Origin of the sequence: Longispora fulva (assembly GCF_015751905.1) — a bacterium.
GTDB lineage: Bacteria > Actinomycetota > Actinomycetes > Mycobacteriales > Micromonosporaceae > Longispora > Longispora fulva.
The window spans coordinates 2,922,304-2,948,441 of sequence record NZ_JADOUF010000001.1 but is presented as its reverse complement, the minus strand read 5'-3'; the positions used below and the strand labels follow the sequence as shown (position 1 = coordinate 2,948,441).

The 26,138-nt window shown below is 68.5% G+C and carries 18 protein-coding genes; 5 read left to right on the top strand and 13 right to left on the bottom strand.

The features are described from left to right. Positions 1 to 321 precede the first annotated feature (321 nt). The 3 genes from IW245_RS13000 (at position 322) to IW245_RS12990 (ending at position 8,937) form a co-directional block, all read left to right on the top strand. Complete coding sequence (locus IW245_RS13000) at positions 322 to 6,966, top strand: polymorphic toxin-type HINT domain-containing protein (RefSeq protein ID WP_197003432.1); 6,645 nt, start codon at positions 322 to 324, stop codon at positions 6,964 to 6,966. Between the two features lie 23 nt (positions 6,967 to 6,989). Then, complete coding sequence (locus tag IW245_RS40620) at positions 6,990 to 7,496, top strand: SUKH-4 family immunity protein (RefSeq protein ID WP_197003431.1); 507 nt, start codon at positions 6,990 to 6,992, stop codon at positions 7,494 to 7,496. Positions 7,497 to 8,400: 904 nt separating this feature from the next. Next, complete coding sequence (locus IW245_RS12990) at positions 8,401 to 8,937, top strand: DUF4240 domain-containing protein (RefSeq protein WP_197003430.1); 537 nt, start codon at positions 8,401 to 8,403, stop codon at positions 8,935 to 8,937. Between the two features lie 172 nt (positions 8,938 to 9,109). Here IW245_RS12990 and IW245_RS12985 read toward each other — a convergent pair whose 3' ends face one another. Next, positions 9,110 to 9,391 (bottom strand): hypothetical protein, encoded by a 282-nt coding sequence (locus IW245_RS12985; protein ID WP_197003429.1) that lies wholly within the window; start codon positions 9,389 to 9,391, stop codon positions 9,110 to 9,112. Positions 9,392 to 9,917: 526 nt separating this feature from the next. Here IW245_RS12985 and IW245_RS12980 point away from each other — a divergent pair. Together IW245_RS12980 and IW245_RS12975 are read left to right on the top strand one after the other, a co-directional pair. Then, complete coding sequence (locus tag IW245_RS12980; protein ID WP_197003428.1) at positions 9,918 to 10,397, top strand: hypothetical protein; 480 nt, start codon at positions 9,918 to 9,920, stop codon at positions 10,395 to 10,397. Positions 10,398 to 10,494: 97 nt separating this feature from the next. After that, positions 10,495 to 10,650: a hypothetical protein gene (locus tag IW245_RS12975; RefSeq protein WP_197003427.1), complete on the top strand. Its 156-nt coding sequence runs from the start codon at positions 10,495 to 10,497 to the stop codon at positions 10,648 to 10,650. A gap of 343 nt (positions 10,651 to 10,993) precedes the next feature. On the opposite strand, the gene IW245_RS12970 is transcribed toward IW245_RS12975, so the two are convergent. From IW245_RS12970 to IW245_RS42170, 12 genes are all read right to left on the bottom strand, one after another. Continuing rightward, positions 10,994 to 13,906, bottom strand: a complete 2,913-nt coding sequence (locus IW245_RS12970) for a M56 family metallopeptidase (RefSeq protein ID WP_197003426.1) — start codon at positions 13,904 to 13,906, stop codon at positions 10,994 to 10,996. Further along, entirely contained in the window at positions 13,887 to 14,423 is a 537-nt protein-coding gene (locus tag IW245_RS12965; RefSeq protein ID WP_197003425.1) for a hypothetical protein, read from the bottom strand. The genes IW245_RS12970 and IW245_RS12965 overlap by 20 nt, the downstream gene beginning before the upstream one ends. Before the next feature lie 90 nt (positions 14,424 to 14,513). Further along, positions 14,514 to 16,223, bottom strand: coding sequence for an arginine--tRNA ligase (gene argS, locus IW245_RS12960; RefSeq protein WP_197008474.1), 1,710 nt, complete (start codon positions 16,221 to 16,223; stop codon positions 14,514 to 14,516). 38 nt (positions 16,224 to 16,261) lie between these two features. Further along, entirely contained in the window at positions 16,262 to 16,453 is a 192-nt protein-coding gene (locus IW245_RS12955; protein WP_197003424.1) for a hypothetical protein, read from the bottom strand. Positions 16,454 to 16,461: 8 nt separating this feature from the next. Further along, positions 16,462 to 18,396 (bottom strand): multicopper oxidase family protein, encoded by a 1,935-nt coding sequence (locus tag IW245_RS12950; protein WP_197003423.1) that lies wholly within the window; start codon positions 18,394 to 18,396, stop codon positions 16,462 to 16,464. A gap of 12 nt (positions 18,397 to 18,408) precedes the next feature. Further along, positions 18,409 to 19,101 carry a hypothetical protein gene (locus IW245_RS12945; protein ID WP_197003422.1) on the bottom strand — a complete coding sequence of 231 codons (693 nt, stop codon included), beginning with the start codon at positions 19,099 to 19,101 and terminating at the stop codon, positions 18,409 to 18,411. Then, positions 19,098 to 19,514, bottom strand: coding sequence for an FAS1-like dehydratase domain-containing protein (locus IW245_RS12940; protein ID WP_233472994.1), 417 nt, complete (start codon positions 19,512 to 19,514; stop codon positions 19,098 to 19,100). Before IW245_RS12940 ends, IW245_RS12945 begins: the two co-directional genes overlap by 4 nt. Beyond that, on the bottom strand, positions 19,511 to 20,284 hold the full coding sequence (gene gntA / locus IW245_RS12935; protein WP_197003421.1) for a guanitoxin biosynthesis heme-dependent pre-guanitoxin N-hydroxylase GntA: 774 nt from the start codon (positions 20,282 to 20,284) through the stop codon (positions 19,511 to 19,513). The genes IW245_RS12940 and gntA overlap by 4 nt, the downstream gene beginning before the upstream one ends. Before the next feature lie 48 nt (positions 20,285 to 20,332). After that, positions 20,333 to 20,581 (bottom strand): acyl carrier protein, encoded by a 249-nt coding sequence (locus tag IW245_RS12930; RefSeq protein ID WP_197003420.1) that lies wholly within the window; start codon positions 20,579 to 20,581, stop codon positions 20,333 to 20,335. Between the two features lie 28 nt (positions 20,582 to 20,609). Next, the gene (gene fabF, locus IW245_RS12925) at positions 20,610 to 21,863 is read right to left on the bottom strand and encodes a beta-ketoacyl-ACP synthase II (protein WP_231398786.1); all 1,254 of its coding nucleotides are present in this window, start codon (positions 21,861 to 21,863) and stop codon (positions 20,610 to 20,612) included. Continuing rightward, positions 21,850 to 23,502, bottom strand: coding sequence for a thiamine pyrophosphate-binding protein (locus IW245_RS12920; protein ID WP_197003419.1), 1,653 nt, complete (start codon positions 23,500 to 23,502; stop codon positions 21,850 to 21,852). Before IW245_RS12920 ends, fabF begins: the two co-directional genes overlap by 14 nt. Further along, positions 23,499 to 26,111 (bottom strand): aldehyde dehydrogenase family protein, encoded by a 2,613-nt coding sequence (locus IW245_RS42170; protein WP_197003418.1) that lies wholly within the window; start codon positions 26,109 to 26,111, stop codon positions 23,499 to 23,501. The genes IW245_RS12920 and IW245_RS42170 overlap by 4 nt, the downstream gene beginning before the upstream one ends. Between the last annotated feature and the right edge of the window lie 27 nt (positions 26,112 to 26,138).

Genomic DNA, 26,138 nt, shown 5'->3' with positions numbered 1-26,138 from the left:
TGCGTGAATGTCCGTTGCGTCTAGCGTGATGAAGGTCAATGAGTATCACGGTAGGGTCACGGTTTCGTGGTGGAGGGCGACGGGCGAGCGCGGCCGATCGGTACAGTCCTCGAGCGCTGCCCACTTGGGCACGACGACGTTCGGGGGAGTTCGTTGAGTATCAGGCTAACTGTCCGTAATGGTGCGCGTCCTTTATCGATTGCCCCTCGTCCAGCCAGCCTCGCCCGGTCGCTCGCGGTGACCATGGCGATGAGCCTGGCGGTGACCTTGGTCGGGCAACTGCCCGCGCTGGCATCGACGGAAGACCGCGGCCCTATGCCGGTGCAGAAGTACACGATGGCCCGGGTCACCAAGGCCACCAACCCTCCTCCCAGGCGGGTGGCACCATCGACAGCCGCTCCTGCGAACCCGACGGTGGTGTGGCCCAGCCCCGGCGCCGTCGACGTGGATCTCGCCGGTGGGGCGCGGACCTCCCAGGCCGCCGGAGCCAGGGAGGTCCCGACGAAGGTCGGCGGGTTACCTGTGTCCGTTACGCCGGTGTCGATCGGCGAGAGCGCGAGGGCCGCGGCGAAGTCCGCTCCCACCAAGGTGCGCCTCGAGGTGCTCGATGGCGCGGTCACGGCCAAGACCGGCCTGCACGGCCTGCTGATGAAGGTGTCCCGCGCCGACGGGGTGACCACCGAGGGCCCGATCGGTCTTTCGGTGGACTACAGCACGTTCGCCCGCGCCTATGGCGGGGACTGGTCTGCCCGGTTGCGCCTGGTCGAGGTGCCCGACTGCGCGGTCAGCACCCCGAGCCGGGCCGAATGCGCCGTGCGGCCGGTTGCCACCACCAACGACCCCCGCACCCAGCTGCTCACCGCGACCGTGCAGGCCGCGCCGGCCTCGCAGCCGCGGATGTTCGCCGCGGTGGCAGGCGCTTCCAGCAGTGCCGGGGACTTCACCGCCACACCTCTGACGCCGTCTTCGACCTGGAGCAGTGGCACCTCGTCCGGAGATTTCGACTGGTCGTACCCGCTGAGGACCCCGCCGAGCCTCGGCGGCCCGACGCCCCCACTGGCCTTGTCGTACTCCTCGGGGAGCATGGACGGTCTGACCGCGGCCACCAACAACCAGCAGTCGTGGGCCGGACAGGGCTTTGCCCTGTGGCCCGGGTTCATCGAGCGCAAATACAAGCCCTGCCAGGACGACAAGGCGTCCGAGTCTGGCCCGCTGCCGAACAACACCAGCATCACCTCGGGTGACGAGTGCTGGGGCACCGACAACGCGACCATGTCCCTCAACGGGCACTCCTCCGAACTGGTCCGCGACGACGCGTCCGGCGCGTGGCACCCCAAGAGCGACGATGGATCCCGCGTGGAGCGGCTGTACGACGCGGCCCGTGCCAACGGTGACAACGACGACGAGTACTGGCGGATCACCACGCCTGACGGTGTGCAGTACTACTTCGGCTACAACCGTCTGCCGGGCTGGAGCGTCGGCAAGGCTGAGACCCGGTCGGCCTGGACTGTTCCGGTGTACGGCAACCACAGCGGTGAGAAGTGCAACAACGGCGGATATGACACCTCCTGGTGCCAGCAGGCGTGGCGCTGGAACCTCGACTACGTGGTCGATCCGCACAGCAACGCCATGGCCTACTACTACGCCCCTGAGACCAACATGTACGGCCGCGGCGCCGCGCCGGGAACCGCGACGACGTACACACGCGGCGGCACCCTCGACCACATCGACTACGGCCTGCGCTCCGACAACCTGTACGCCACCGCACCCCAGAAGGTCACCTTCGCCAGCGCCGAGCGGTGCTCGGCCGGCTCGACGTGCGACTTCGCGCACCCGCTCAGCTACCCCGACACCCCGCTGGATCAGAACTGCACCGGCGGCACCTGCACCTACATCGCGCCGACGTTTTGGACCACCAAGCGGCTCGCCAAGATCACGACCCAGGTGTGGCGGGGCAGCGCCTACGGCGACGTGGACTCCTGGACCCTGAACCACTCCTACCCGAACGCCGGAGACACCGACACCCGCAGCGCCCTGTGGCTGGACTCCATCAGTCACAGTGGGCTCGTCGGCAGCGTGGCCACCCTGCCGGATGTCACGTTCACCGGCCAGTCGATGGGCAACCGGGTCAACACCGGCGGCTCCTACGCGCCGCTGTACTGGCGGCGCATCACCGGCATCACCTCCGAGGCCGGCGGCACGGTCACCATCGCCTACACGGGCCCTGAATGCTCGTCAGCGAACCTGCCGGCGAGCCCGGACTCCAACGGGCTGCGCTGCATGCCCGTGCGGTGGACGCCTCCGGACACCGGCGTGGAGCGACAGGACTACTTCCACAAGTATGTCGTCACGGACATCACCGAAAGCGACAGCAACGCCACCGCCAATGTCGGTGTCACCACACACTACGACTACGATGGCCCGGCGGCCTGGCACTTCGACGAATCCGACGGCCTGAGCCCGGCCGACAAGAAGACCTGGTCACAGTGGCGCGGGTACTCGAAGGTTCGCACGACGGTCGGACTGGCACCCGAGACCCTGTCGCGGACCGAGACCCTGTTCCACCGAGGAATGTCCGGCGACAAGGTCGCCGCCGGCGGCACCAAGAACATCACCGTCACTGGTTCCGACGGTGTCGCGGTCGACGACGCCGACTACCTTGCCGGTGCTGCCCGGGAGAAGACCACTTACAACGGCGCTGACGTCATCGCCAGCACTATCACCGACCCGTGGGTCTCACCGTCGGCCACCGCGACCCGGGTGCGGTCTTGGGGCACCACGCGAGCACTCATCACCCACCCGGGAACGGTCACCAACCGCCAAGCGTTCAGTGGCGGCTTCCGCAAGACCCAGACCATCACCAGTTACGACGTCAATGGTCTACCCACCCAGGTCAGCGATCTCGGCGACTTGGGCGTCGACAACGACCAGCACTGCACCCGCACCACCTACACCCAGAACACGGGCGCATGGCTACTCACCCTCGCCAGCCGCACGGAGACCGTCGCCGCGGCCTGTACGGCGACGCCGAACCGTCCAACCGATGTCGTCTCCGACACCCTCACCTACTACGACGGCGCGACCAGCCTGACCGCGATTCCGAGCAAGGGCGATGTCACGCGGACAGAAGCGGTCAACGGCTGGGTCGCCGGTGGCCCGACGTACGCGGTGACCGCTCAGAACACCCACGACGACTACGGACGCACTCTCACGTCGATCAACGTCGACAACAAGCTGACCAGCACCGTCTACACCCCGGCTGCTGGCGGTCCGCTCACCCAGACGGTGACCACCAACCCGGCTCTGCACGTTGACACGATCATCAGCGACCCGGCGTGGGGGCAGCCGACCGCGACGATCGACGCGAACGGCCGCCGCTATGACATGGAATACGACCCCCTGGGTCGCCTGATCAAGGGCTGGCTGCCAGGCAGGGCCAAGGGCACCGACAGCCCGAACATCCAATACGCCTACACCATCCGCACCAACGCTCCGAACGTCGTGACGAGCCAATCGCTCCGCAACGACGGCACCTACCTCACCAGCACAAAGCTCTACGACGGCATGCTGCGCGAACGCCAGGCCCAGGGTTACTCGCCCGGCGCGCAGGGCGGACGGATCGTGCTCGACACCGTCTACGACACCCGGGGGATGGTCGCTCGGACCAACAAGTACGTCACCGCCGGCATCCCGGGTACCGACGTGCTGCTGCCGCACGACTCCGACGTGGCGCAGCAGACCCGCACCACATACGACGGCGCCGGACGGCCGATCAACGAGGCGTTTTACGTCCAAGCCACCTTCAAGTGGCAGACGACCACCGCCTACTTCGGCGACCACACCGACGTCACCCCACCTGCGGGCGGCACACCGACGTCGAGGTACACCAACGCGATCGGGCAGGCCACTCAGCTGCGCCAGTTCAAGAACGGCACCACCAGCGGCGCGTACGACGCCACCTCCTACACGTACACGCCGTCAGGCAAGCTTGACACGGTCACCGACGCCGCGGGCAACAAGTGGAAGCACGTCTACGACATCGCCGGCCGTGAGATCAGCACCACCGACCCCGACCAGGGCACCACCACGTCCACCTACGACGACGCCGGCCGGGTCACCTCTACCACCAACGCCCGTAACCTCACCCTGGCCACCGTCTACGACGCACTCGGGCGCAAGTCCGAACTCCACGACACCACCTCCACCGGGCCACTGCGGGCCAAGTGGACGTATGACACAGTCGCGAAGGGCCAGCTCGCCTCTGCGACCCGATACATCGGGAACAGTGTCTACGTCAGCACGATCGACTCCTACGGCCCCAACTACAAGCCGGCCAGCACCACGATCAAGATCCCGGCACCGGCGGGCGCGACCCCCGCGGAAGCGGCACTCGCCGGAAATTACGTCACCACCGCGACGTTCAACATCGATGGCACCCAGGCGAGCACGACCATGCCCACGGTCAAGGGCCTGGACAGCGAGACGCTGGACTACGGCTACGACTACTACGGCAATCCCACCACCCTCAAGAGCACCGTCACCGCCGGCAGCGTGATCACCAAACGCACATACGTGGCCGGGACCGACTACCTTGGCTTCGGAGAGCTCAACCAGCTCACCCTCAACGGGTCAGCGTTCAATAAGAGCGTCTGGCTGTATTACGGCTACGAGGTCGGCACCGGCCGGGTCAACGAGGCCATCACCAAGCGCGGCATCGCCGCGCCCTACCAGGCTGACGTGTTCTACACCTACGACGACGCGGGCAACATCACCAAGGTCAAGGACGCGGCTTTCAACGCGTCCACCGGCACCTACGCCGCGCCGCCGGACACCCAGTGCTTCAAGTACGACTACCTGCGCCGTACCACCCAGGCATGGACCGCGGCCGACATGAACACCACCTGTGCCACCGTGCCCACGGCGAACACCCCCGCCGGCGGTGTGGACGGCCCGGCCCCGTACTGGAACACGTACACCTTCGACGTCACCGGCAACCGCACCGGTGACAACCCCCACGACGCGACAGGCAACCGCACCTACAACTACCCCGCCGGTGGCGCCAACCAACCCCATGGCCTCACCTCCGTCACCGCGGGTGCGAGCACGACCAGCAGTTACGGGTACGACAACGCGGGAAACACCACCAGCCGCACCTCGGCCGGGCGAAGCCAGAACCTGACCTGGGACAACGAGAACCACCTCACGGCGGTCACCGAAGCCGGCAAGGCAACTGCCAATATCTACGACGCCGACGGCGCCCGCATCATCCGCAAGGACCCTGACGGCACCGCCACCCTCTACCTCGGCACGACCGAGGCGCGGGCCACCAACACCGGCGTCGTCTCCGGCACCCGCTACTACGCCCACTCCGACCGCACCATCGCCCAACGTGGCAACGGCAAGATCTACTGGCTGTCCGGGGATAACCACGGCACCGGCAGTCTCACCCTGGACTCCACCACTCTCGCCGTGTCCCGCCGGTACATGCATCCGTTCGGCGCGACCCGCGGTGCGTTCGTCACCTGGGCCAACGACAAGGGCTTCGTTGGAGGAACTCAGGACCCCACAGGCCTGACCCATCTCGGGGCCCGCGACTACGATCCAGCCATAGGCCGGTTCATCTCCGTCGACCCGGTGATGGATCCCAACGACCCCCAGCAGATCAACGGCTACGCCTACGGCAACAACGCGCCGACCAACTTCATCGACGCCGACGGCCTGTGGCCCAAGTTCATCGCCAACGCCGCCAAATCCATCAGCAACGGTGTCAAGGATCTCGGGCACACCATCGCCCAGGACCCGCTCAAGTTCGTCAACCAGGTACTGATCGCGGTGATCGTGGTCGTGGCCGTCGCCGGCATGTGCGCGGTACCCCCAGGGGTCGGCTGTGCCGTCGCTGCCGCCGTCATCGGCGGAGCACTCGCTGGAGGAGCGTCAGCGGCGGTCGGGTACGTCTCCGACGTCGACGCCGGCCGCAAGGAGGCGAGCTGGGACGGCTTCAGCCAAGAAGTCGGCGACGGCATGGTCACAGGCGCAGTCACGGGTGCGGTGTTCGCGCCGCTCGCCGGACTCAGCGCCGCCGCCACCCAGCCGCTGAAAGCGGGCCTCCTCGGTATCGACGAAGGCGTCACTGAGAGCACGGCGCAAAACGCCGCCAAGAGGCTGACACCATGCCAGCACAGTTTCGCCCCCGACACCCAGGTCCTCATGGCCGACGGCAGCACGCAGGACATCAAGGACATCGAGGTCGGCGACAAGGTCAAGGCGAGTGACCCGGAAACCGGTGAGAACACCGATCAATCCGTCACCGCATTACACCTCAACCAGGACGAGGACCTCACAGACATCACCGTTGCCAGCACGACCGGCGACCAGCAGGTTCTCCACACCACACAACACCACCCCTTCTGGGACCCGGCAAACGGCGTATGGGTTGACGCCGCGGATCTAGACCCCGGAACCCACCTGCGTACCTACGACGGAGCTGAAGTCGTCGTCATCGGGGTGGACAATCACGCCGGCCGTCGGGCCATGCGCGACCTCACCGTGGACTCTGTCCACACCTACTACGTCATTGCCGCCGGTCACCCGGTACTCGTGCACAACGAGTCCTGCCCGCTCACCGGCCAGGTCGAGTACGGCAGTACCGACCTCAGTCAGGCCGTTCAAAAGGCACGGGTCGCGGACGCGAACAAGGGCAACAACTACGGCGCGGCCAGACTCGAAGACGGTACGATCATTGTCGGCCGCTCCTCCAAAGGCGTCCACGCGGAACAAGACCTGATCAAGAAGGCGAACGGCCGCAAGATCATCGACCTATACACTGAACGTGAACCCTGTGCGAACAAGTGCGCCGGACTCACACAAGACATGAACGTGACCTGGTCGGGCCCATGGAACCCTCCATCTGTGCGACCATCAACCAACGCATATCTCAGAAATAAGATCGACGAACTTTTCAGCTAGGATCGCGTTAAGAAGGAGTGGAAGTGTCGCTCGAACACGAAAACTGGCCAACGTTTCGACTCACAGTGTTCGACACTGTGCCGACGACCGTGCCGGCGACACTTCCGCTCTTCACTACCGGGGTCGCACACGACATGTTCGACACCGTCTACCAAGTCACCGACAGGGCGGCAGTGAAGGTTGTCTCCGGCAGACCGCTCGTGCACTTTGGAAACACCGGGTCAGCGCTCATGTGCCTCGACATTGAATCCGGCCACGTTGTCGAGGTCGGTTCGGGCGGTGGCGGACCTGTCAGACTGGTCAATTCGAGCATCGGTCAGTTCAATGCCTCGGTTCAGCTCGTTGTAGAGCGATTTCCCTATTATGAGGCTGACTCTGAGTTGGAAACACGAGAAGCCATCGGCGAGGCCCTCCGGGCACAGTTGATGCAGGTGGATTCATCATCCATGTCCGAGGACGGCTTCTGGGAGACGTTTGTCGATGACCTCATAGTGGGCGACTATTCCAATGAAGACGTGTTGTCGTCGTAATCGGGCGGCTTGACGGGGGCGGCAACGAGTACCAGACCTTGGCGGTTCACTGCCGTCATCCCCTCTTGACCACCCCGCACTTTCAGTCAACTTCACCAGAACAAACATCCACAATGGATCATGCGGCCATCGCTCGTCGCGGTCAGTGACACCTCACCCATCGATGATCGCGATGGGTGAGGTGTTTCCAGTGAAGACCCAAAACAAGCCGCTACCCGGTCGGTTCGCGCGGCTGGGGTCATTGGGTTCTCCGCATCGGGTCGTAGACCGGGGCGTCCTTCGACGGCCTGCGCGGAGTCTGGAACCTTCACGGAACTGACGACGCCGGTGATCGCGAACGCGGGGTTCTCCCTGCCCTACACGCTGGAGGGCCACGACCCCGCGGCCATGCGTGCCATGGTTGTCGCCACGGTCAGGTGGGGCTGGGATCGGGATATAGCTCGTCGTGCGGGGAAACCCGGGGAAAGCCCGGGCAAGGCTGCGGGCGAGGGTGCGAATCTCCGCTTCTGGTTCAGGCCGCAGCCACAACGACCGTCGGGAAGCGGTTCGCCTGGCTGAAGGTGGCCTCGAAAGATTCGACACCGACTGCGGCCTCGCTGATCCGGTCCAACAGGTCTAGGAGTACCGGGCGCTCGCTGACCCGAATGGGCCGAGTTCACCGAGCACTTCGACCGAGACACGGTCGAACCCGGCTCCTGTGCCCGCCCTACTGCACACCCTGCCAGCATCAACACGTCTGTCAATCAAAATGATCTTGGGTGGCCGTGTGGCGACCCATGCCTCTACTCCTCTCCAAGAGTGACGGCGGAGGCTTCCTGACCGACATCTTCCAGGCGTGTCGACGTGAGAAGTCGAAAGATCCAGCGGTGGAAACGCTAATGAGCTTGGCTGCTACGGTCCGTTCGTGGACGAAGACACATTCTGGGCACTTGTCGCGGAGTCCCGACACGACGGCGGAAGCAACACCGAGCTCGTCTCACGCGTCCTCTTCCGCCGGCTCCGCGCGCTCGATGCGACTGACGTCGTCGAGTTCGTCCGATTTTGGGAACAAGCACGGTCTCTTTTGTACTCGTGGCCAGTGACCGACGCGGCCTGCCTGCTGCTCGGTCCGGTAGAGGAGGAAGACCTGTGTCATATCCAGGACTGGATCATCTCCTACGGCCGCACAGTCGTCGAGCGGATCGCACGGGATCCAGATGCCCTCACGGATCTTGCCTCGGATGCGGGCAATGCCCGCGCGCAGTGGTTCGGCGAGTTCATAACGGAGGCGCATATCGTCGTCAGTGGCATCTGGCCGCCCGGCTACGATCCTGACGGGCCAGACGACCTGATCGGTGAGCGCCTGGACCTCGACGACTGGACTGCCGTCCGTCGGCGGTTTCCCAGTCTGGCCGCGTTTCGGCGTGACCACCCCGAACTTGGTAACCCCGAGCTTCGCTGATCAGTTTGGGGCCTTGCTGCTTGCCTTCTGGAGGCCGTCGGCAAGTTGGCGCGGATCTCCTCCTTGCGCGGCAATTGGGTGGGGTCGACCCGAAGGAGTGGGCATCTGGCGCACGCTTCTCTGAACGTGGCGATTGGGCTCCCGTTTCTGTGATGGGCTCTTCCGGGATCGATCAGGGTAGGTGAATCCTGACCTCGATCCAGGCGGCGAGTAGGTCCGTGTTCGGTCCTGGTTGCAGATGGCCGATGAGGCATTCGAGGTGCGCCGTCAGGTTCTTGTGGTCTCGGAGTTCGCGTATCTGCTCGATGGGACGCTCATGCCAGCCCTGGGATAGCGCGCCAGCCTGGTCGAGATCGAAGGTGAACGCCGCGAGGGTGTCGGCGGCAAGCGTTGCGGGGTTCCAGTCTGGGTCAGTGTCGGGACCGAGGTGCTCGATGATCCAGGTGCGGAGCATGAAGTTGGTGGAGAGCCTGCGGACCCGACTCCCGGGCCCGTCGGGGTGGACTCGCTCATTGGTGCTCAACGACAGTTTTGCCCAGCGGAGGCGGGCATGTCGTGGTTCGTCGGACCGGTAGGCGTGGTCCGCAGCGATCGATCGGACAGCTTCAAGCTCCGAGTACAGCAGGGTGGTCGCATACGCTTCGAGGCGTTCGATCGGCCAGGCATGGATCGGAGATTCGTGTGGGTCTGGGCTCAACGTTCCTCGTTTCGGATGGCGGGCAGGCCGAGGTCGACGGTAGTGCCCTCGTGGAGCCGACGGTTGAGGTGTGCGAGCTTGTTCTCGGCGCCGGCGAGGCTGACTTGGAGTCCTTCGACCTTGCCGAGCCAGCCTTCGCGTTCGACTTCGGCGGTGCGTGCTGACGGGCGTGGTGGCAGTCTGGTGCAGAGTGATACCGCCCCTTGACGCTCTTTGACAGTACTGTCACACTCCACACAGTACCGATCGGGGCGACCTCGATCTCAGCGAGAGCGAGGACTCCATGAAGATCTCCTTCGACACCGACAAGGACACCTTCGATAGCGCGATCGCGACGCTTCGAGCTGCCTATGGCATCCCGGTGCCGGGTATCGGCTCCGGCGGGGACATCGACCCCGACGGGCCGGGGGACACCGTCACTGACGACTACTATCCGGGGAGTTGGACTCGTAAGCGGCTGGCGAAGTTCGCCGAGTACCTCGCACCCGATGCCTCGGAAGCGGTCCGCTATATCGCGGCTCACGCGCCTGCTGTGTCGATTGACGAAGTCATCGAGTACATGGGCAAGTACCTCAACATCGAAAAATTCTCGGGGCAAGAGATGGGCGGACGCATGTCGAGCGTCGGCTTCAACTGGAAAGCCGTGCCCGGCGCGAAGGCGGCTCCGTTGGAGACCGACTACAAGTATCGTGTCTACCGTATGGATGAGGGCATCGCGGCCGTGCTGCGCGAAGTCATGGGCGATCCGGGGCAATCGTCGTAGAGAGTGGAGTGAATTTTCTGTCGGCGATCTCGATGTGCGGGCGAGTCTGAACTTGCTGCTAGGTCCGGGTCGCGCGAAACGATGAAACCTCTTGGGCTTGATCCGGCAGGACCAGCGGCTGGCCGAACTGCTGTGGCGTGTCTGCGAGTTTGATCTGACGCGCGGGGACCATGGTGAGCGAGTCCAGTTGTCGTCCGGGCTTTCCCTGAAGGGCGTAGCCGGGGATATCACCGGTGGAACCTTCTTCCTGTGAGGCGAGAGTGGTGCGACTCGGCCTGTGCTGTATGTCAGTTCCGAGGGGCAGGCCGGGATTGTTGGCCGGAGCCTTGCCGAGGCCTAGGAGATCATGGTCGGGCTGCGGTTGTGGTGGACTGTTTGAATTTCCCCGGTGGCGGGGATCTGGCGGCGATGCATACTGCCGCTGAGTATCTGGGGCGGGGTCTGGGCGGAGGAGCGAGCAGCGAACGCGAGCGCCGTTTGCCGTGGAAGCAACTGACCGGGTCCCTGGGTCCGGCTGGGCCCCGTCGTGCGAGCGTGAGGCTTGCCATTCGTGGCGACGGCCCAGTCCACGCCGCGGACGGTGGCGGCCGTGACGATCAGGACATAGTGTTGAGACGGTTGAGTACCGCCGTGGTGTGACCGAGTGCGGCACCGAGCGCCTGTACCGACTGCGGCGCCCGGGTGTCGTGGGGGTCCTCGCCGACCTGTTCGCACAGGCTGCCGCCCGTTTCGGCGAGTTCGATCACCTGTTGCCAGTGCTGCTGGGCCTGAGCGTCGGGGATGGCAGGGTAGCCGGCTGCGTCGTGGGCGATCGCGCGGAGGTTCCCGCAGATCGGCCGGAGTTTCGCGAAGTCGACCCATCCTGGCCCCAGGGCGTGTTCGGAGTCCCGCATAGTGCGGTACACCAGATTCCATTGGTCGGCGAAGCGACGCAGCAGGCGGTCCCCGCCTTGATCGCGCCACGCGGCGACGGCCGTGGCCACCTGTGGTGGAACGGGGATGTCGGTGCGCGGCAACAGGTCCTGGCGGACCCTCCGCGACGATGGCAGCTGGCTGTTGCTTGGGGTGGTGGCACCGAGGGGTTCGGTTCTTCCCGTCGCCCCGACCAGGGTCGTTCTCGTGGTCACCACCAACGCGGCGGTGGCGACCAGCAGGACGCAGGACGCGAACACGCCGAGGCGGGGGACGGGCCGGGTCGCGGCGCCCGCTTCCGGGGCAGGCCGATGCCGCCGCCGGCGCAGCGGTGCCGTGATCGCCGTGGCGGGGAAGGCGGCAACTGAAGCGAGCACCAGTGCGATGCCCAGGGCGCTGCCGACGTTTCCCCAGGTGAAGGCGGGTCGCCAGGCACAAGAGGTCTGGAGGATGCTCAGCGATTCCAGGCACCCGTCCGTCGACGCGAGCGCGAACAGTCCGAGAAATCCGACCAGGGTCGCGGTCTGTGTGGCGATCAGAGCGAGGATCAGCCGGTGTCTGGTCGCCAGCGCGCTCGCGAGGATGGCGGCCCCCGCCGCCGGGACGACCAGGGCGATGATCTGCCACTTCTCGTAGATCAGCAGGTACAGGCCGAACCGGTGTCCGGGCCAGGTGTGTAGTTGTGCTTGCACCCATGTGACGGTGGCCCAGCAGGCCAGGCCGCCGAGCACGCCCGGCAGCAGCGCCTGACGCAACAGGGGTCGCGGTGGCGCCGACCATCGCACGTCGATGGTGCCCTGCGCCCATGGTGGTGTCCCGTCGGCTGGGCGCGTGGCCCAGGCCAACAGCGAGGTCGCGGCCAGGATGACGGCCGTGGGGATCAGTAGCGGCCACAGGGGGAGGCCCGCCAGCACCATCGACGTCACGTTGACGACCGTGGTCATGTGTGGATGGCTCGTGGCGATCACCGGATCGGCCTGCTCGTACAGCTGGAGGCCCAGGTCCGGATTGAAACGCACCCCTGCGGCGAACAACATTCCTTCGTACTGCCACCACAGCACCCAGGCCGACAGCAGCAGGAACGCGGTGGTCAGACTCAGCAACATCGGCAGACGCAGGGTCCGACCACGCCAGCTGTTCACCCACAGCTCGGCGCAGCGGGTGATCCACCACGCGAACGCCACACCGGCGAGCACCGGAAGAACGAGCGCCCCGGCCCGGGGCGGCAGCCAGTGGTTGCCCGTGACCTGACCGATGACCAGCTCGCCCGTGGCTAGCCCGGCGCCCAGCCACAGCCCGGCCCACACGCCGGACCGGGTGGCGCGCGAGGTGAGAGCGTCGTAGGCGACCGCCCGCCACAGGGCGACCCCCGCCAACGCGGTGATCAGCGCCGGGCCCGCGAGCAGCTGTACCGCGTGCGTGGCGAACGCCGGCCACGACGCGAACGGGTCATACCCGAGGTTGTAGGCCCCCAGGTACGCGGTCACGCTGGCGGTGATCAGCGTCGAGGACACCCCGGTGACGAACATCGGCACCGCCCGAGCGCCGAACAGGGCCGCCGGGTCGGTCAGCGACCGCAGTCGCAGGTCCCACCGAGGATGGGTCCGCCACAGCTCGGCGAACGCGGACCCGGCCCGCCTCAGTGCCCTTGGGCCGCTCGGCACGGCGTCGACCCATCCGAGGGGGTCGGCTCCGTGGCGGATGGCGGTCCGGTCGGCGTAGACCTCCCGCAGCCGCAGGACTTCGGAGCGCGCCAGGTAGACCAGCACGGTCAGGAACACCGGTAGAGCCAGATGGCGGACCAGGACCGGCGCGTGACCGGGCCAGTACGGCGTCCGTGCCACCGTGACCAGCTGGGCCGCTCCCCACGCCACGTAGGGGACCAGCACGATCGCCAGGAACGCCCGCCACACGGCCACCGTGGCGTAGGTGATGGTGATGTCCCTGTTGCTGACGTGGCCCAGTTCGTGCAGGACCACCGCGCGGAACGCCACCGGGTCGCTGGTGCGCCGGGTGAGCAGCCCGGCGTCCAGGCGCATGACCGGCTGGGTGTTGTTGCCGAACACCACCGCGCCGGCCGTGATCGCCGAAGGATCCACGACGACGCGTGGCAGCTGGTCCAGCCCCGCTTCCGTGGCCAGCCGCCCCAGGGCGGAGCCGATCTCACCGTCGGTGTCGATCGCACTCAGCGGGATGACCCGGCCGTGGCGCGCTTTCCACCATGGCAGAGTGAGGAACAGCCCCCGAGCCAGGGCCACGACGGCGGCCGGACCGGCCAGGACCAGCCAGACCGGGGGAGCGTACCGAAACCGGGCCAGGCACGCGTCGGCCAGGTGGTCGTGGAGAATGCCGGACAGGACCCCGATCAGGTTCCCCGGTTCACCGAGGTCGCTGATGTCGGGGGTGGCGGGGGCGCAGCCGAATCCGACCGGGTTGGAGAGGCTCGCGCTGACATCGAGCATCATCGCGCCGCTGGACACCAGGATCAAGACCACCAGCAGCGCGAACCGCGCGTTCGTTCCCGCGGTGAGTGCCCGTTCGTCAATCTGGGCCTGGGCGTGTCCGGCGGCCGTGCCGTCACTGCCGCTTGCGGACACCGCTGCTCGCATCGTCGGGCCCGTCGTCGGGCGTGGTCGTGTCCGGCACTGACATCGCGAGCCTGGCGACGACGACGTCGGCGACCGTCACGGCCCGTTTCTGCCGCACGCCCGCGTCGATGGCGGCCCGCAGCACCTGTCGTTGTACCTCGGCGAGCTGCTCGCGCGACAGCGGCGGCAACGCGGCTGGCAGGGCCTTGCGTCGACGCAGCGCCTTGTGCAGCAACGCTCGCATGCCCCTGGCTGAGCCGTCCACGGCGGCGTCGGTCGCCTTCTTGGCGATCTCGTTGAGGACCAGCCACACGGCCGGCGTGGCCAGTGCCAGCGCCTCTTCCACGCCGAACCCCAACGGTTCCCGCCGCCTGCGGCCACGGAGTAGCTGGCGCACCACCGTGGCGTCGTCGAGTTGGGTCAGGCTGTTGACGAGCGGCAATTCCTCAGGCGCGGCCTCGGCGATGACATCGCGCACCACATTGCGGACGAGGAGCCGGTCGAGCGGCGCTGGGCCAACTGTCATAAAACCACTGTAGAGGCAGCGCGCTCCACGAGGATCAATGGATGATGGGGTGATAGGTCCGAACCCGGGCAGGACCCTCCGGCCGGCGGGTCACATGCGGTCCGGTGTGGCGATGCCCAGCAGGTCCAGCCCTCGGGCCAGGGTCCGGGCCGTCAGATCGCACAGCACCAGCCTGCTGTCGCGTACCTCGCCCGCCGAGCGCAGCACCGGACAGTGTTCGTAGAACCGGGTGAACGCGGTGGCCACGCCGTACAGGTAGGTGGTCAGTTTGTGGAACCGCAGCGACTCGGCCACCTCGTGTACGACGCCGCCGAACGCGAGCAGTTGCAGGGCCAGGGCCCGCTCGGCGTCCTCGGTGACGATGACGGTCTGCGGCTCTCGGGGCGCGGACATCCCGCCCTTGCGGAAGATCGACCGGATCCGGGTGTGCGCGTACTGCAGGTAGGGCGCGGTGTTGCCCTCGAACGCCAGCATCCGGTCCCAGTCGAACACGTAGTCCTTGACCCGGTCGGTGGACAGGTCGGCGTACTTCACCGCGCCGATCCCGACCGCCCGGGCGAGTTCGGCTCTCGCGTCAGGTTCGACGTCGGGGCCGATCATGTTCTCGGCCCGGGACACGGCCTCGTCGAGCAGTTCGACCAGCTTGACGGTGCCGCCGGCCCGGGTGCGCAGCATCTTGCCGTCGGGGCCGAGCACCGAACCGAATCCGACGTGGGTGGCGGTCACGGGGTCGGCGAGCCAGCCGGCCTCGCGGGCGGTCTGGTACACCATCTCGAAGTGCTGGCGTTGTGGCAGGCCCACCACGTACAGCAGCCGGGTGGCCTTGAGTTCCTGGGTCCGGTACCGGATCGTGGCCAGGTCCGTCGCGCCGTAGCCGAATCCGCCGTCGCGTTTGCGGACGATGATGGGCATCGGTTCCTCGTCCCGGTTGACGAACCCGGCGGGGAACACGCACCGCGTCCGCCCGGAGACCCGCAGCAGGCCGAGGTGGTCGAGTTCCTCGACGAGCGGTTCGAGGCGGTCGTTGTAGAAGCTCTCGCCCCGGAAGTCCTCGGAGGTCAGGGTGACGCCCAGCTTGTCGTAGACGGACAGGAAGTACCGCTCCGATTCGGTGACGAGTCTGCGCCACAGGGCCAGGGTCGCCTCATCGCCGCTCTGCAGCACCACGACCCGCTCCCGGGCGCGCTCGGCGAAATCCTCGTCGTCGTCGAACTTCAGCCGCGCCGCCTGGTAGAGGCCGCTGAGGTCGCCGACCGACAACTCGTGCGCCGCTCCGGCGTCTCCCAGGTCGAGCAGGTGCTCGATGAGCATGCCGAACGGGGTGCCCCAGTCGCCCAGGTGGTTGGCCCGGATGACGTCGTGTCCGAGCCAGGACAGCAGCCGGGCGGCCGCGTCGCCGATCACGGTGGACCGCAGGTGGCCGACGTGCATCTCCTTCGCCACGTTCGGCGCGGAGTAGTCGATCGGCACGATGTCCGGGTCGGCGACCCGCGGCACCCCGAGCCGCTCGTCGGCGGCGATGGTCGCCAGGAGCGCGCCGAGCGCCGTGTCGGCCACCCTGAGGTTGATGTAGCCCGGCCCGGAGATGGCGGCGGTGGCCAGGCCGTCGAGGTCGGCGTGCAGCAGTACGTCGGCCGCGACGTCGCGGGGTGGCCGGCCGAGCCGCCGGGCCAGCGGCAACACGCCGTCGACCTGGAAGTCCGCGTGCGTCGACCGGCGCACCACCGGATCGGCTGCGTCGCCGGCCACGGCCTCGAACGCGCGCGCGAGCCGCTCGGTGAGCAGCTCCTCCAGATTCACCATCGCGGGCTACCTCACTGGTCGAAGGGACGGGGTGGCTAGTGCCGGAGCAGGCCTCTGACGCCGCGGGTGACGAGCCACAGCCCGCCGGCGGCGACAACGGGTCCGATGACGGCCCAGAGGGCGACTCCGGTCATCACGCTGCCCTCCAGGTAGCCGAGGCCTTGCAGGGTCCATGTGCCGCCGAGGAGGACGAGCAGGAGACCGAGGATGATCTGTACCCAGCGCATTGGTGCCTCTATTCAGGATGGTCGCCGGTGGTCCGGCCGACCTCGTAGGAGGTGGTGACCCCGGTGTAGGCGAGGTGGAACATCATGCCGGTGGCGGCGTGGCGCAGGTTGTGACAGTGGTCCATCCAGATTCCGGGGTTGTCGGCCTTGAGGGCGACCTCCCAGATCTGGCCCTCGCGGATGTCGAGGGTGTCCAGCCACACCGGGCTGCCGGTCGCCGGGCGGCCGTCGCGGGACAGGACCAGAACGTGGTGCCCGTGCGGGTGGATCGGGTGACTTTCCACGCTGCGGTTGACGATCGTGAACTTCACCAGCTCGCCGTAGCGGACCTGTTGAGCGGGGATGTCGGGGAACGTCTGGCCGTTGACGGTGTAAACGGTGTCGAACCGGCCGTCGTAGAAGCCGAGCCGCTCGTCGAGCACCAGGGTGAAGTGCCGGTCGAAGTGCGAGTCGCGGCCGAACGGGGTGGCGGCCGGGGTGCCGTAGTTCAGGGGGTCGACACGGGTGCCTGCCGTGTGGGCCGGGGTGGGCCCCGTGCCGAGCAGTAGCCCGAGGTCCTCGGCCGCGTTGCCGACGTCGAGGAGCACCGGGTGGTCGGGCATGGTGAACGTGAGATCCGCGCGGCCCCCGCCCGGGACGGTGACCACCGGGTCGGGCACGTCGGTGGGGCCGTGGACCTCCGTCCCGTCGAACGCCGCGACTCTCGCGGCGGTCCCGGTGAGGGTGAAGTCGTGTGTCGCGGCGTCGGTGTTGACCAGCCGGAGACGGACCGGGGTGCCCGCCGGCACTGGGCGGCTCTCGGGGCCGGAGCGGTCGCCGAGGAGTTGGGGGGCTCCGAGCACGTCCTCCTGGCCGAAGTTGTGGTATGCCAGCGCCAGGTCCAGGCCGGTAGGGGGTGCCGGGTCGACGATCAGAATGCCGTAGAGGCCTGCCCGGACCTGGGCGTCGGAGTCCTGGTGGGAGTGGTACCAGTAGGTGCCGGCCCGGCTGGCCAGGAACCGGTACGTGAACTCAGCGCCGGGCCGCACTGCCTGCTGGGTGACGCCGGCGACGCCGTCCTCACCGTTCGGGACGTCGTAGCCGTGCCAGTGGATGGTCACGCCCTCGGCGACGTCGGCGTTGCGCAGGGTCACCTCGACGACGTCGCCCTGGGTGACCCGAAGTTCGGGGCCGGGGACCGTGCCGTCGTAGGTGAGGGCGGCGACGCCGCGTACCGTCGCGTGCCGGGCGGTGAGGGTGAACCGGCGGACGGGGCCGTCGCCGCGCGGGCCGCGGATGTCGGCCACGTTGGCTGCCTGGCCCTGGGCGTGGTCGGCCGGCCGGCCGCCGCCGAGGTCGACGGGGCCGTGCGTGCCCATTGGCAGCCGGTCGGGCAGGACACTGGCGTCGTAGGCGACGACGAGACCACCGGTCAGGGCGAGCACTCCGACGACGAGGGTGGCGACGTGGGACACGGGGGAGGATCGGCGCGTGGGACTGCGGTACCGGATGATGGTCCGGACGAGCGACCAGCCCGCGGCCAGCGCGGTCAGGGCGACCACGACCAGCCCGCGGCCCGGGGTGACGGGGTAGGACACCACGAACGCCACCACGAGGCAGGCGAAGGCCGCGTATCCGGTGACCCGCACCGGCCCCGCGACCAGTGGGTGCGCGAGGTCGGCCCCGGAGCGCAGCCGGGGCAGGGTGAGCAGCACCGTCGCGGCGGCCGGCACCAGGATCAGCGGCAGGCCGAGCACCACGGTCTCCTGTACGAACCACCAGCCGCTGGTGTAGAGGACCGCCACGACGACAATCCGTAGGGCGATGAGCAGCAGGCCCAAGGCGATCAGGGTCCAGGCGAGGCCCCGGGCGCCGAGCGTGCCGACCGCCCAGCCGGTCAGGGGCCACACGATCGCCAGCGCGATCACGAGCAGCAGGTCCACCGCGAGCAGATCGGTCGGCACGTCACACCCTTTCTAGGCGGTCTCGGCACTGTCCACACTCAACTTCCCCAACCGCAGGCCGGCGACCGTGAGCCAAACCAGCGGCAACAGGGCGGCGAACAGCGGGTAGAGAATGCCATAACCGAGCGTAGTCGGGCCTGCGAGCCAGAGATACCCGGCGGTGACCGCCGCGCCGGCGCCGCCGCCGACGCCCAACCAACCGAGCCAGCGCGGGTACCGCTCCCCGTCAAGGAGCATCGCCAGTCCGTAACAGGCCGGGGCGAAGCCGTAGAGGGCGAGGACGGCCATCAACTCCACGCCGTAGCTGGTGCGCAGACTGCCCGCGAACACCGGCACCCAGGCGGGGTCGCCGCCCCAGCTGCGCGCCAGGTACTCGTGGACGTAGCCGTCGCGGGCCATCGTCACCACCAGCATGGTGACCCCGGCGACCGCGAACCCGTTGGCCATCCGGCCCACCGGCCCCGACCGCGACAGGCTGTCGCCGACGGTGAGGAGCCCGGCGAGCTTGAGCAGCGCCCCGAACGCGACGCCGAGGTGCGCGGCCAGCCACAGGTACCGGGCGCCGACGATCGCGGTCATGTAGGTCTCGGTCGACACGTCGGCGAAGGGGTCCTGTACGAACTCCACCGCGACGAACGCCACCACGGTCACGGCCACGCCGAGGACCGCGGCCAGGCCGCCGATCCGGTACCCCGGGCCCGTCACGACTTCACCAACAGGGTCGTGTACTCCGACAACACTGCTTCCCCTTCGACGGTGGCCACGTCCGTGCGGATCGTGACCATGTTGGCCTCACCGACGGAACGCAGCTCGGTGACCACGACGGTGCATGTCAGGTTGTCCCCGGCCCGGACGGGACGGTGGTACTCGAGCCGCTGGCCCGTGTGCAGCACGTCGGACTCGACGGCCCCCAGGTCGGCGAGCACCGGCCGGCCCGCCTCGGTGGTGAAGACGACGGGGAACGTCGGCGGGGCGAGCACGTCGGGGTATCCGAACGCCGCCGCCACGACCGGGTCGCGGTACACCGGCGACGGGTCGCCGATGGCGTCGGCGAAGGCCCGGATGCGTTCCCGGCTCACCGCGTAGGGCGGCGTGGCCGGGTAGACGCGGCCCTTCACGGCTGCCGCTGGATGTGCATCGGGCAGTGCCAGTCGGCCTCGACGAGCCGGCCGGAGTACATGACGGTCTCCGGGTAGTCGCCGTCGAAGTACCCCAGGCTGGGGTTGTGCGAGCCCTGGACCTTGATGTCGCGTCGGCGGACGGTGTCGGTCATCCGCGGCATCTGCCCGGTGTCGCGCAGGATGTCGAACTGGGCGTGGGCGTTGAACACCAACGTCGGCCACGCCGTGCGCCGCGCCCAGCGCGACGACGCCGGGTGCAGGCCCACGATGAAGAACGCCCGGCCGGCGAAGCTGAACGAGAAGCCCTTGGTGTTGGGGTCATCGCCCACGGCCGGGTCCCACGCGTGGTGCTTGACGTCGAGGGCGTTCATCAGCTCCAACTGCAGGAACAGCAGCCGCTCGAACTCGGTCTCGCTGGCCACGATCGGCCCGTCGAACGTCGCGACGAACGAGGCGAAGTGCGCCCCGTCGATCGGGAAGTCCTGGATGAACTCCCACAGGTCCGCCGCGGCCGCCACAGCCCCCTCACCGGTGCCGATCGGCGGATAGCACCCGAACCTGTAGTCGCCCCGGCGCACCGCGCCCCGCGACGCCACGCACGGGTAGGTGTCGCTCATCACCATCGCCCGGAACGACTCGTGCACCATCACCGCCGCCGCGTCGGGCTCCGACGGCTCGGGCCACAGCCGGGTGAACCGGCCGTCATGTACGCCGTGATAGGAGCGCCGGACCTCGACGTCCTCACGTTGGAACGGGTTCTGCCGCATGTGCATCCTTCCGGGATGTGGCGGGTCGGACCGACCCGCCACCGGCCGCTAGACCAGCGCCATCGCGCCGTGGATCAGCCGGACCGCGTCACCGACGGTGCGCAGCTCTGCCGCCATCTCGTCGTTGATGGTCACGCCGAACTTCTCCTCGGCGGCGACGACCACCTCGACCATCAGGAGCGAGTCGACGTCGAGGTCCTCGACGAAGCTCCTGTCCTCGCTGACCTCCGCCGCGTCGATCCCGGCCACCTCTTCGAGGATCTCGGCCAGCCCCGCGCGGATCTGCTCTTCGTTCATCGCGTTCTCCTCCGTTGGTTGTTGCTGACTAGGGCTGCCAGCGGCGTACAGCGACCACGGCGTTGTGGCCGGCGAATCCGAACGAGTTACTGATCGCCACCCGCACGTCGCGTTCCTGCGCCGTGTGGGGTACGTAGTTGAGCCCGGTGTCCTCCGGGTCGTCGAGGTTGATCGTGGGCGGGACGAGGCCGGAACGGATGGCCTGCACGCAGGCGATCAGCTCCACGGTGCCGGCGGCGCCGATCATGTGGCCCGTCATCGACTTCGTCGAGCTGATCGGGATGCGCTCCGCGTGCGCGCCGAGCACCGCCCGGATGGCGGCGGACTCGGTGCGGTCGTTGAGGGTGGTGCTCGTGCCGTGCGCGTTGACGTAGTCGACGTCCTCGGCGTTGAGTCCCGCGTCGGCGAGCGCCTGGCGGATGGCCGAGCGCGCTCCGATGCCCTCCGGGTGCGGGGCGGTCGGGTGGTAGGCGTCGCTGGTCGCGCCGTACCCGACCACCTCGGCGAGGATCTCCGCGCCCCGGGCGAGGGCGTGGCCGGCCTCCTCGAGGACGACCATGCCGGACCCGGCGGCCATGACGAACCCGTTGCGGCCGGTGTCGAAAGGCCGCGACGCGCGCTCCGGCTCGTCGTTGCGGGTGGACAACGCCCGCGCCGAGCACGCCGAGGCGATGTCCTGCCGGGTGACCGAGTCGTCGGAGCCGCCGGAGAGCATGACGTCGGCGTAGCCGTGCTGGATCATCCGCAGGCTCTCGCCGATGCTGGACGTGCCGCTGGCGCACGCGGTGCTGATCGCCCCGGAAGGACCCGTGATGCCGAACCGGATGCCCACCTCCCCGGCAGCGTTGTCGATCGCGGAGGACGCCGCCGTGAACGGGCCGATCTTGCGGGGGCCCTTGTCGCGCAGGGTGGCGAACACCTCCTCGTTGACCCGGCTGGCGCCGTACCCGGAGCCGATCAGCACCCCGGAGCGCGCCGCCAGCTCCTCGTCGAACTCGATCTTCGCGGCCTCGACGGCCTCGGAGGCGGCGGCGATGGCGTACTGGGCGAACGGGTCGATGCGCCGCCACACCTTCCGTTCCATGTACACGTCGGGCTCGAAGCCGCGCACCTCCCCGGCGATCTGGGCGGGCAGGTCCGAGGCGTCGAACCCGGCGATGGTCCGCACCCCGCTCGTCCCGGCCAGCAGCGCGGCCCAGAATCCGGGCGTGCCGTGCCCGATCGGGGAGATCACGCCGGTGCCGGTGATCACCACCCGGCGGCGGTCGCTACGCGTTGTCATCGGTTCCTCCTGAAGGGTGTCCGCCGGGGAAGTCCCCGTCGAGAGCTGTGATGCCGGGGGGCGCGTCGGTGAGCGACACCGGCACCTCGACCACGACGACGTGTCCGGCGGCGGAGTCCGTGACACCCGTCGCGAGTACCTCGTCCAACTGGGACTTGTCGGTGAGAACGGTGTGCCGCACCCCGGGCGGCACGGCCAGGGCGCGGTGCGGGTCGACGAACCGGGGCTCGTCGCCGTACTGGTGCTGCAGCCAGCCGTAGCCGCCGTTGCGCAGCACCACGTACAGCACCCCGATCTTCTCCTCGACCAGGGTGCGGATCTCGTTGCCGACCATGCCGAACGCGCCGTCGCCGACGAACGCGATCACGGGCCGGTCGCCGGCGGCCAGCCGCACCCCGCCGGCGGCGGCGGTGCCGAAGCCCAACGTGGTCTGCTCGGACGGCACGACCGAGCCGCCCGGCGCGCAGACCCAGTGCGGGTAGAAGTACGACCACATGTCCTGCAGGCCGTTCTCCTGGACCAGGATCCGGTCTGAGGGCGCGACCCGGTCGACGGCGGCCAGCACCTCCGCGACGTGGATCGCGTCGGATTCGGCCATCACCTTGAGCCGGTCCTGGACGGCCGAGCGCGACGCGGCCCGGCACTCGGCGATCTCCAACGCCCAGGGCCGGTTCGGGGTGGCGTCCACCGTGGCCAGCCAGGTGCGCACGGTGTCGCCGGCGTCGGCGAGCACCCGGGGGCCGGGGTACTCGGTGGACATCCCGTGCGGGTCCACGTTGACCTGGAGCACCGGCACCCCCTCGGCCACGAAGCCCGGCCGGAACGTGGCGGTCTCCTCCAGGCGGGTGCCCAGGGCGATCAGCAGGTCCGCGTCCTCCCACAGGGGGGCGGCTTCGGCAGGGGAGTACAGGCCGGCCAGGCCGAGGAACGCGGGGTGTTCCTCGGCCACGGAGCCCCGGCCGGACGCGGTGACGAACAGCCCCGCGCCGATCTTGGTGGCGAGGGACTCCGCGACGTGTCCCGCGCCGCGCAGGCCGCCGCCGACCAGCACCAGGGGACGCTTCGCGGCCAGGATCGCCTCGCCGGCCTCCTCGGCCGTGACGGTCCCCGCCGACCAGGACCGCTTCGGCACCGGCTGCGTCAGCAGGTGATCGGGGAACTCCAGGTACACCGGGCCGGGCGCGCCCGAGCCGGCCACCAGGAACGCCCGCTCCAGCGCCGGACCGATCCGGTCGGGCGTGTCGATGCGGTACGCCCACTTCGTCAGCGGTGCGACGAGCGGGATCTGGTCGAGTTCCTGGAACGCCCCCGAGCCGCGGCGCTCGACGGCGGTGCCCGCGGCGAGCAGCACCAGGGGGACGCCGGAGGAGTGCGCCTCCAGCAACCCGGTGACCGCGTTGGTGACGGCCGGGCCCTTGCCGATGGCGCACACCGCCGTGCCGCCACTGGTCATGGCGTACCCGATGGACAGGAACATCGCACTGCGCTGGTCGCGGCATAAGACCAGTCGCGGGTTGTCTTCTACGGCGCGCAACAGGTCGAGGTCGTCGGCGGGCAGGCCGAAGATCGTGGTGACGCCCCGGTGGCGGAGGAAGTCCACCACCGCCTGCCACGGGCCGGGGTAGGTCTCGTCGGTCATGACTTCTTCCCGTACTGTGCGACGGTCTTGGAGATCAGGAGCGGTTCGGCGATCCGCTTGCCCCGGTGCATGACGTAGTTGGCCATGATGCCCTTGCCGCCGAACGGGCTGTTGCCGTTGTCGACCTCGAGCAGGGTGCTGTTCACGGCCACCGTGTGCCGGCGGGCGATGTGCTCGACGAGCTCGGCGTTGAGGCCGTAGAGCATGGCGCCCATGGCCCGCTCGGCGAAGTACGGCGAGGCCAGGATCTCCCGCAGCTTGGTCTCGTCGTCGTAGGCGACCACGTTGAAGATCGGCGAGAAGAACTCGCTGACCGCCGCTCCGTCCTCGAGGTCACGGACCAGCACCGTCGGCTCGACGTGCCCGGTGCGGAAGTCGATGCTGCCGCCGCGCACGATGTACTCAGCGTTCTTCGGCAGGTACTCCGTGGCCAGCTTCAGCGCCCCGTCGTAGCACAACGGCCCGTAGTCGACGTCGGGGTCGCCGTACTCGCCGTAGCGCTGCTCGGCGAGGCGCTTCGTGAGTCCCTCGACAAAACTCTCCATAGTGGACTTATGAACCAGGAAGATGTCCGGCCCGAAGCAGTCCTGACCAGAGTTGAGCATCCGGATGCGCACCGCGTCCTCCACGGCGCGTTCGTGCTCGGCGTCGGGGCCGACCACGAACGGGTTGATGCCCTGGCCGAAGAACAGGAACAGCTGGTCCTTGCGCAGCTTGGTCCGGACGTTTTCGGCGTTGGCGTACGCGCCGGTGAACACCACCACCCGCGACTCGGCCGCCGTGCCCTCGACGAAGTCGCGCTGGCTCTCCTCGGACAGCTCGATCGGCAGGCCGTGCACGCCGGCCAGCAGCTCGTGCAGCCGCCGGGTCTGCGAGCCGACCTGGCTGGAGGGCCGCAGCACCACCTTCTCGACGAACAGCGACGGCACCAGGGCGTAGAGGACGTAGGAGTACAGCAGGACGTTGGACGACATGAACACGGCCAACTGCGGGACCTTGTCCGGGCCGTAGCGCACGACCTCCTCGACCGCGCCGGCCAGGGTCTCCACCGAGCCCTCGATCTCCAACTCCACCGCCTTGCGGACGGAGATCTCGGTGAGGATGTCGTACACCTTCTCCGGCTGGGAGCGCAGGAAGTCGACCACCTCGCCGAGCGCTGCCACCCGGTCGCCGTACGGCACCGCGGCCGAGCCGACCCCGGTGCGGTAGGCCAGCGCCCGCATCTTCAGTGCGGCCATGTCCGGCTTGCCGTTGCCGTTGAGCGGGAACTGTTCGACGACCATCACCCGGTTGGGCCGCTCGTAGGCCGGCAGCAGCGCGTCGATCTCGCGGCGCCAGTAGTGCGAACTGCCACCGTCGGGGTCGGCGACGACGAAGACGAGTTGGCAGCCGCGCCGCTCGTCGTCCACGGACACGATCTTCACCGGCCGGCCGCACGCCTCGGCCCGGCGCTCGATGGCCTCTGGGTAGAGCGTGTGGCCCAGGCGGTGCACGGCGAGCTTGCGCCCGACGACGTAGAGGTTGCCCTCGGAGTCCCAGTAGCCCAGGTCCTGGGTGCGCCACGCGTCGGGGTCCGGCGGCGGCACCAGCGAGCCGTCGTCGGCCAGGTAGCCGGCCATCAGCGCCGGGGTGCGCACCACGATCTCGCCAGTGTGCCCGACGTGCACCGGCTTGCCGTCCTCGCCGACGATGGTGACCTCGACGCCGGGCATCGGCCGCCCGCAACCCACCGCGTTGTCGGCGCAGGCCAGGGCCACGTTCCCGGCCTCGTTGCTGCCGTACCCGTCGAGGAGCGGCAGGCCGAACGCGACGGCGTAGCGGTCGGCGAACGCCGCGCCCAGCGGCGCCCCGCCGACGCACCACATCCGCACGGTCGACAGGTCATCGCGCAACTGCGGCCGGCGCTCGGTGAGGTTGAGCAGGCTGTGGTAGGTCGACGGCGTCGCGTCCACCACGGTCACGCCGGTGTCGACGCCGACCCGCAGCGCCTGGTCGAGCCGGTCGGTGGCCGCGACCACCAGCGTCGCGCCGACCCGCCACCAGATCAGCACCAGGGTGAGGCCGTAGAAGTGCGAGAACGGCACGAGCGGCAGCAGCACGTCGTCGGGCCGGTAGCCCATCCGCTCCCGGGTGCGCTCCAGGTCGGCGAGGAAGGCCGCACCGGAGCGCACGACGCCCTTCGGCAGGCCCGTGGATCCTGAGGACCAGGTGACCAGCGCGTCGGGCTGGTCCTGCCAGGTGTGGAAGTTCAGCGCGCAGTCGACGGGTTCCCCGCCGGCCAGGTCGGCGAACGTCAGCGGGGTGGCCCCCGCCGGAACGTTCGCCGCGGTCGCGCCGAGCGACCACCGGACCCGGGCGACCCGGGCCGCCCGGTGGCACTCCTCCTCGGTCTGGCGGTCGTCGAGCAACACGATGGACGCGCCCAGGTGGACCAGCGCCAGCAGCGCGGTGACCACCTCGACGGAGTTGTCCGCCTTGAGCAGGACGCGGTCGCCGGCGGCGACCCCGGTACCCCGCAGGCGAGCGGCCAGGCGGAGCGCCTCGCGCTCCACCTCCGCGGCGGTGCGCACCGCCGTGGCGGTGACGAGCGTCGGACTTGGTGTCTCCACAGCTTCCCTCCGTCGATGAGTGATCGT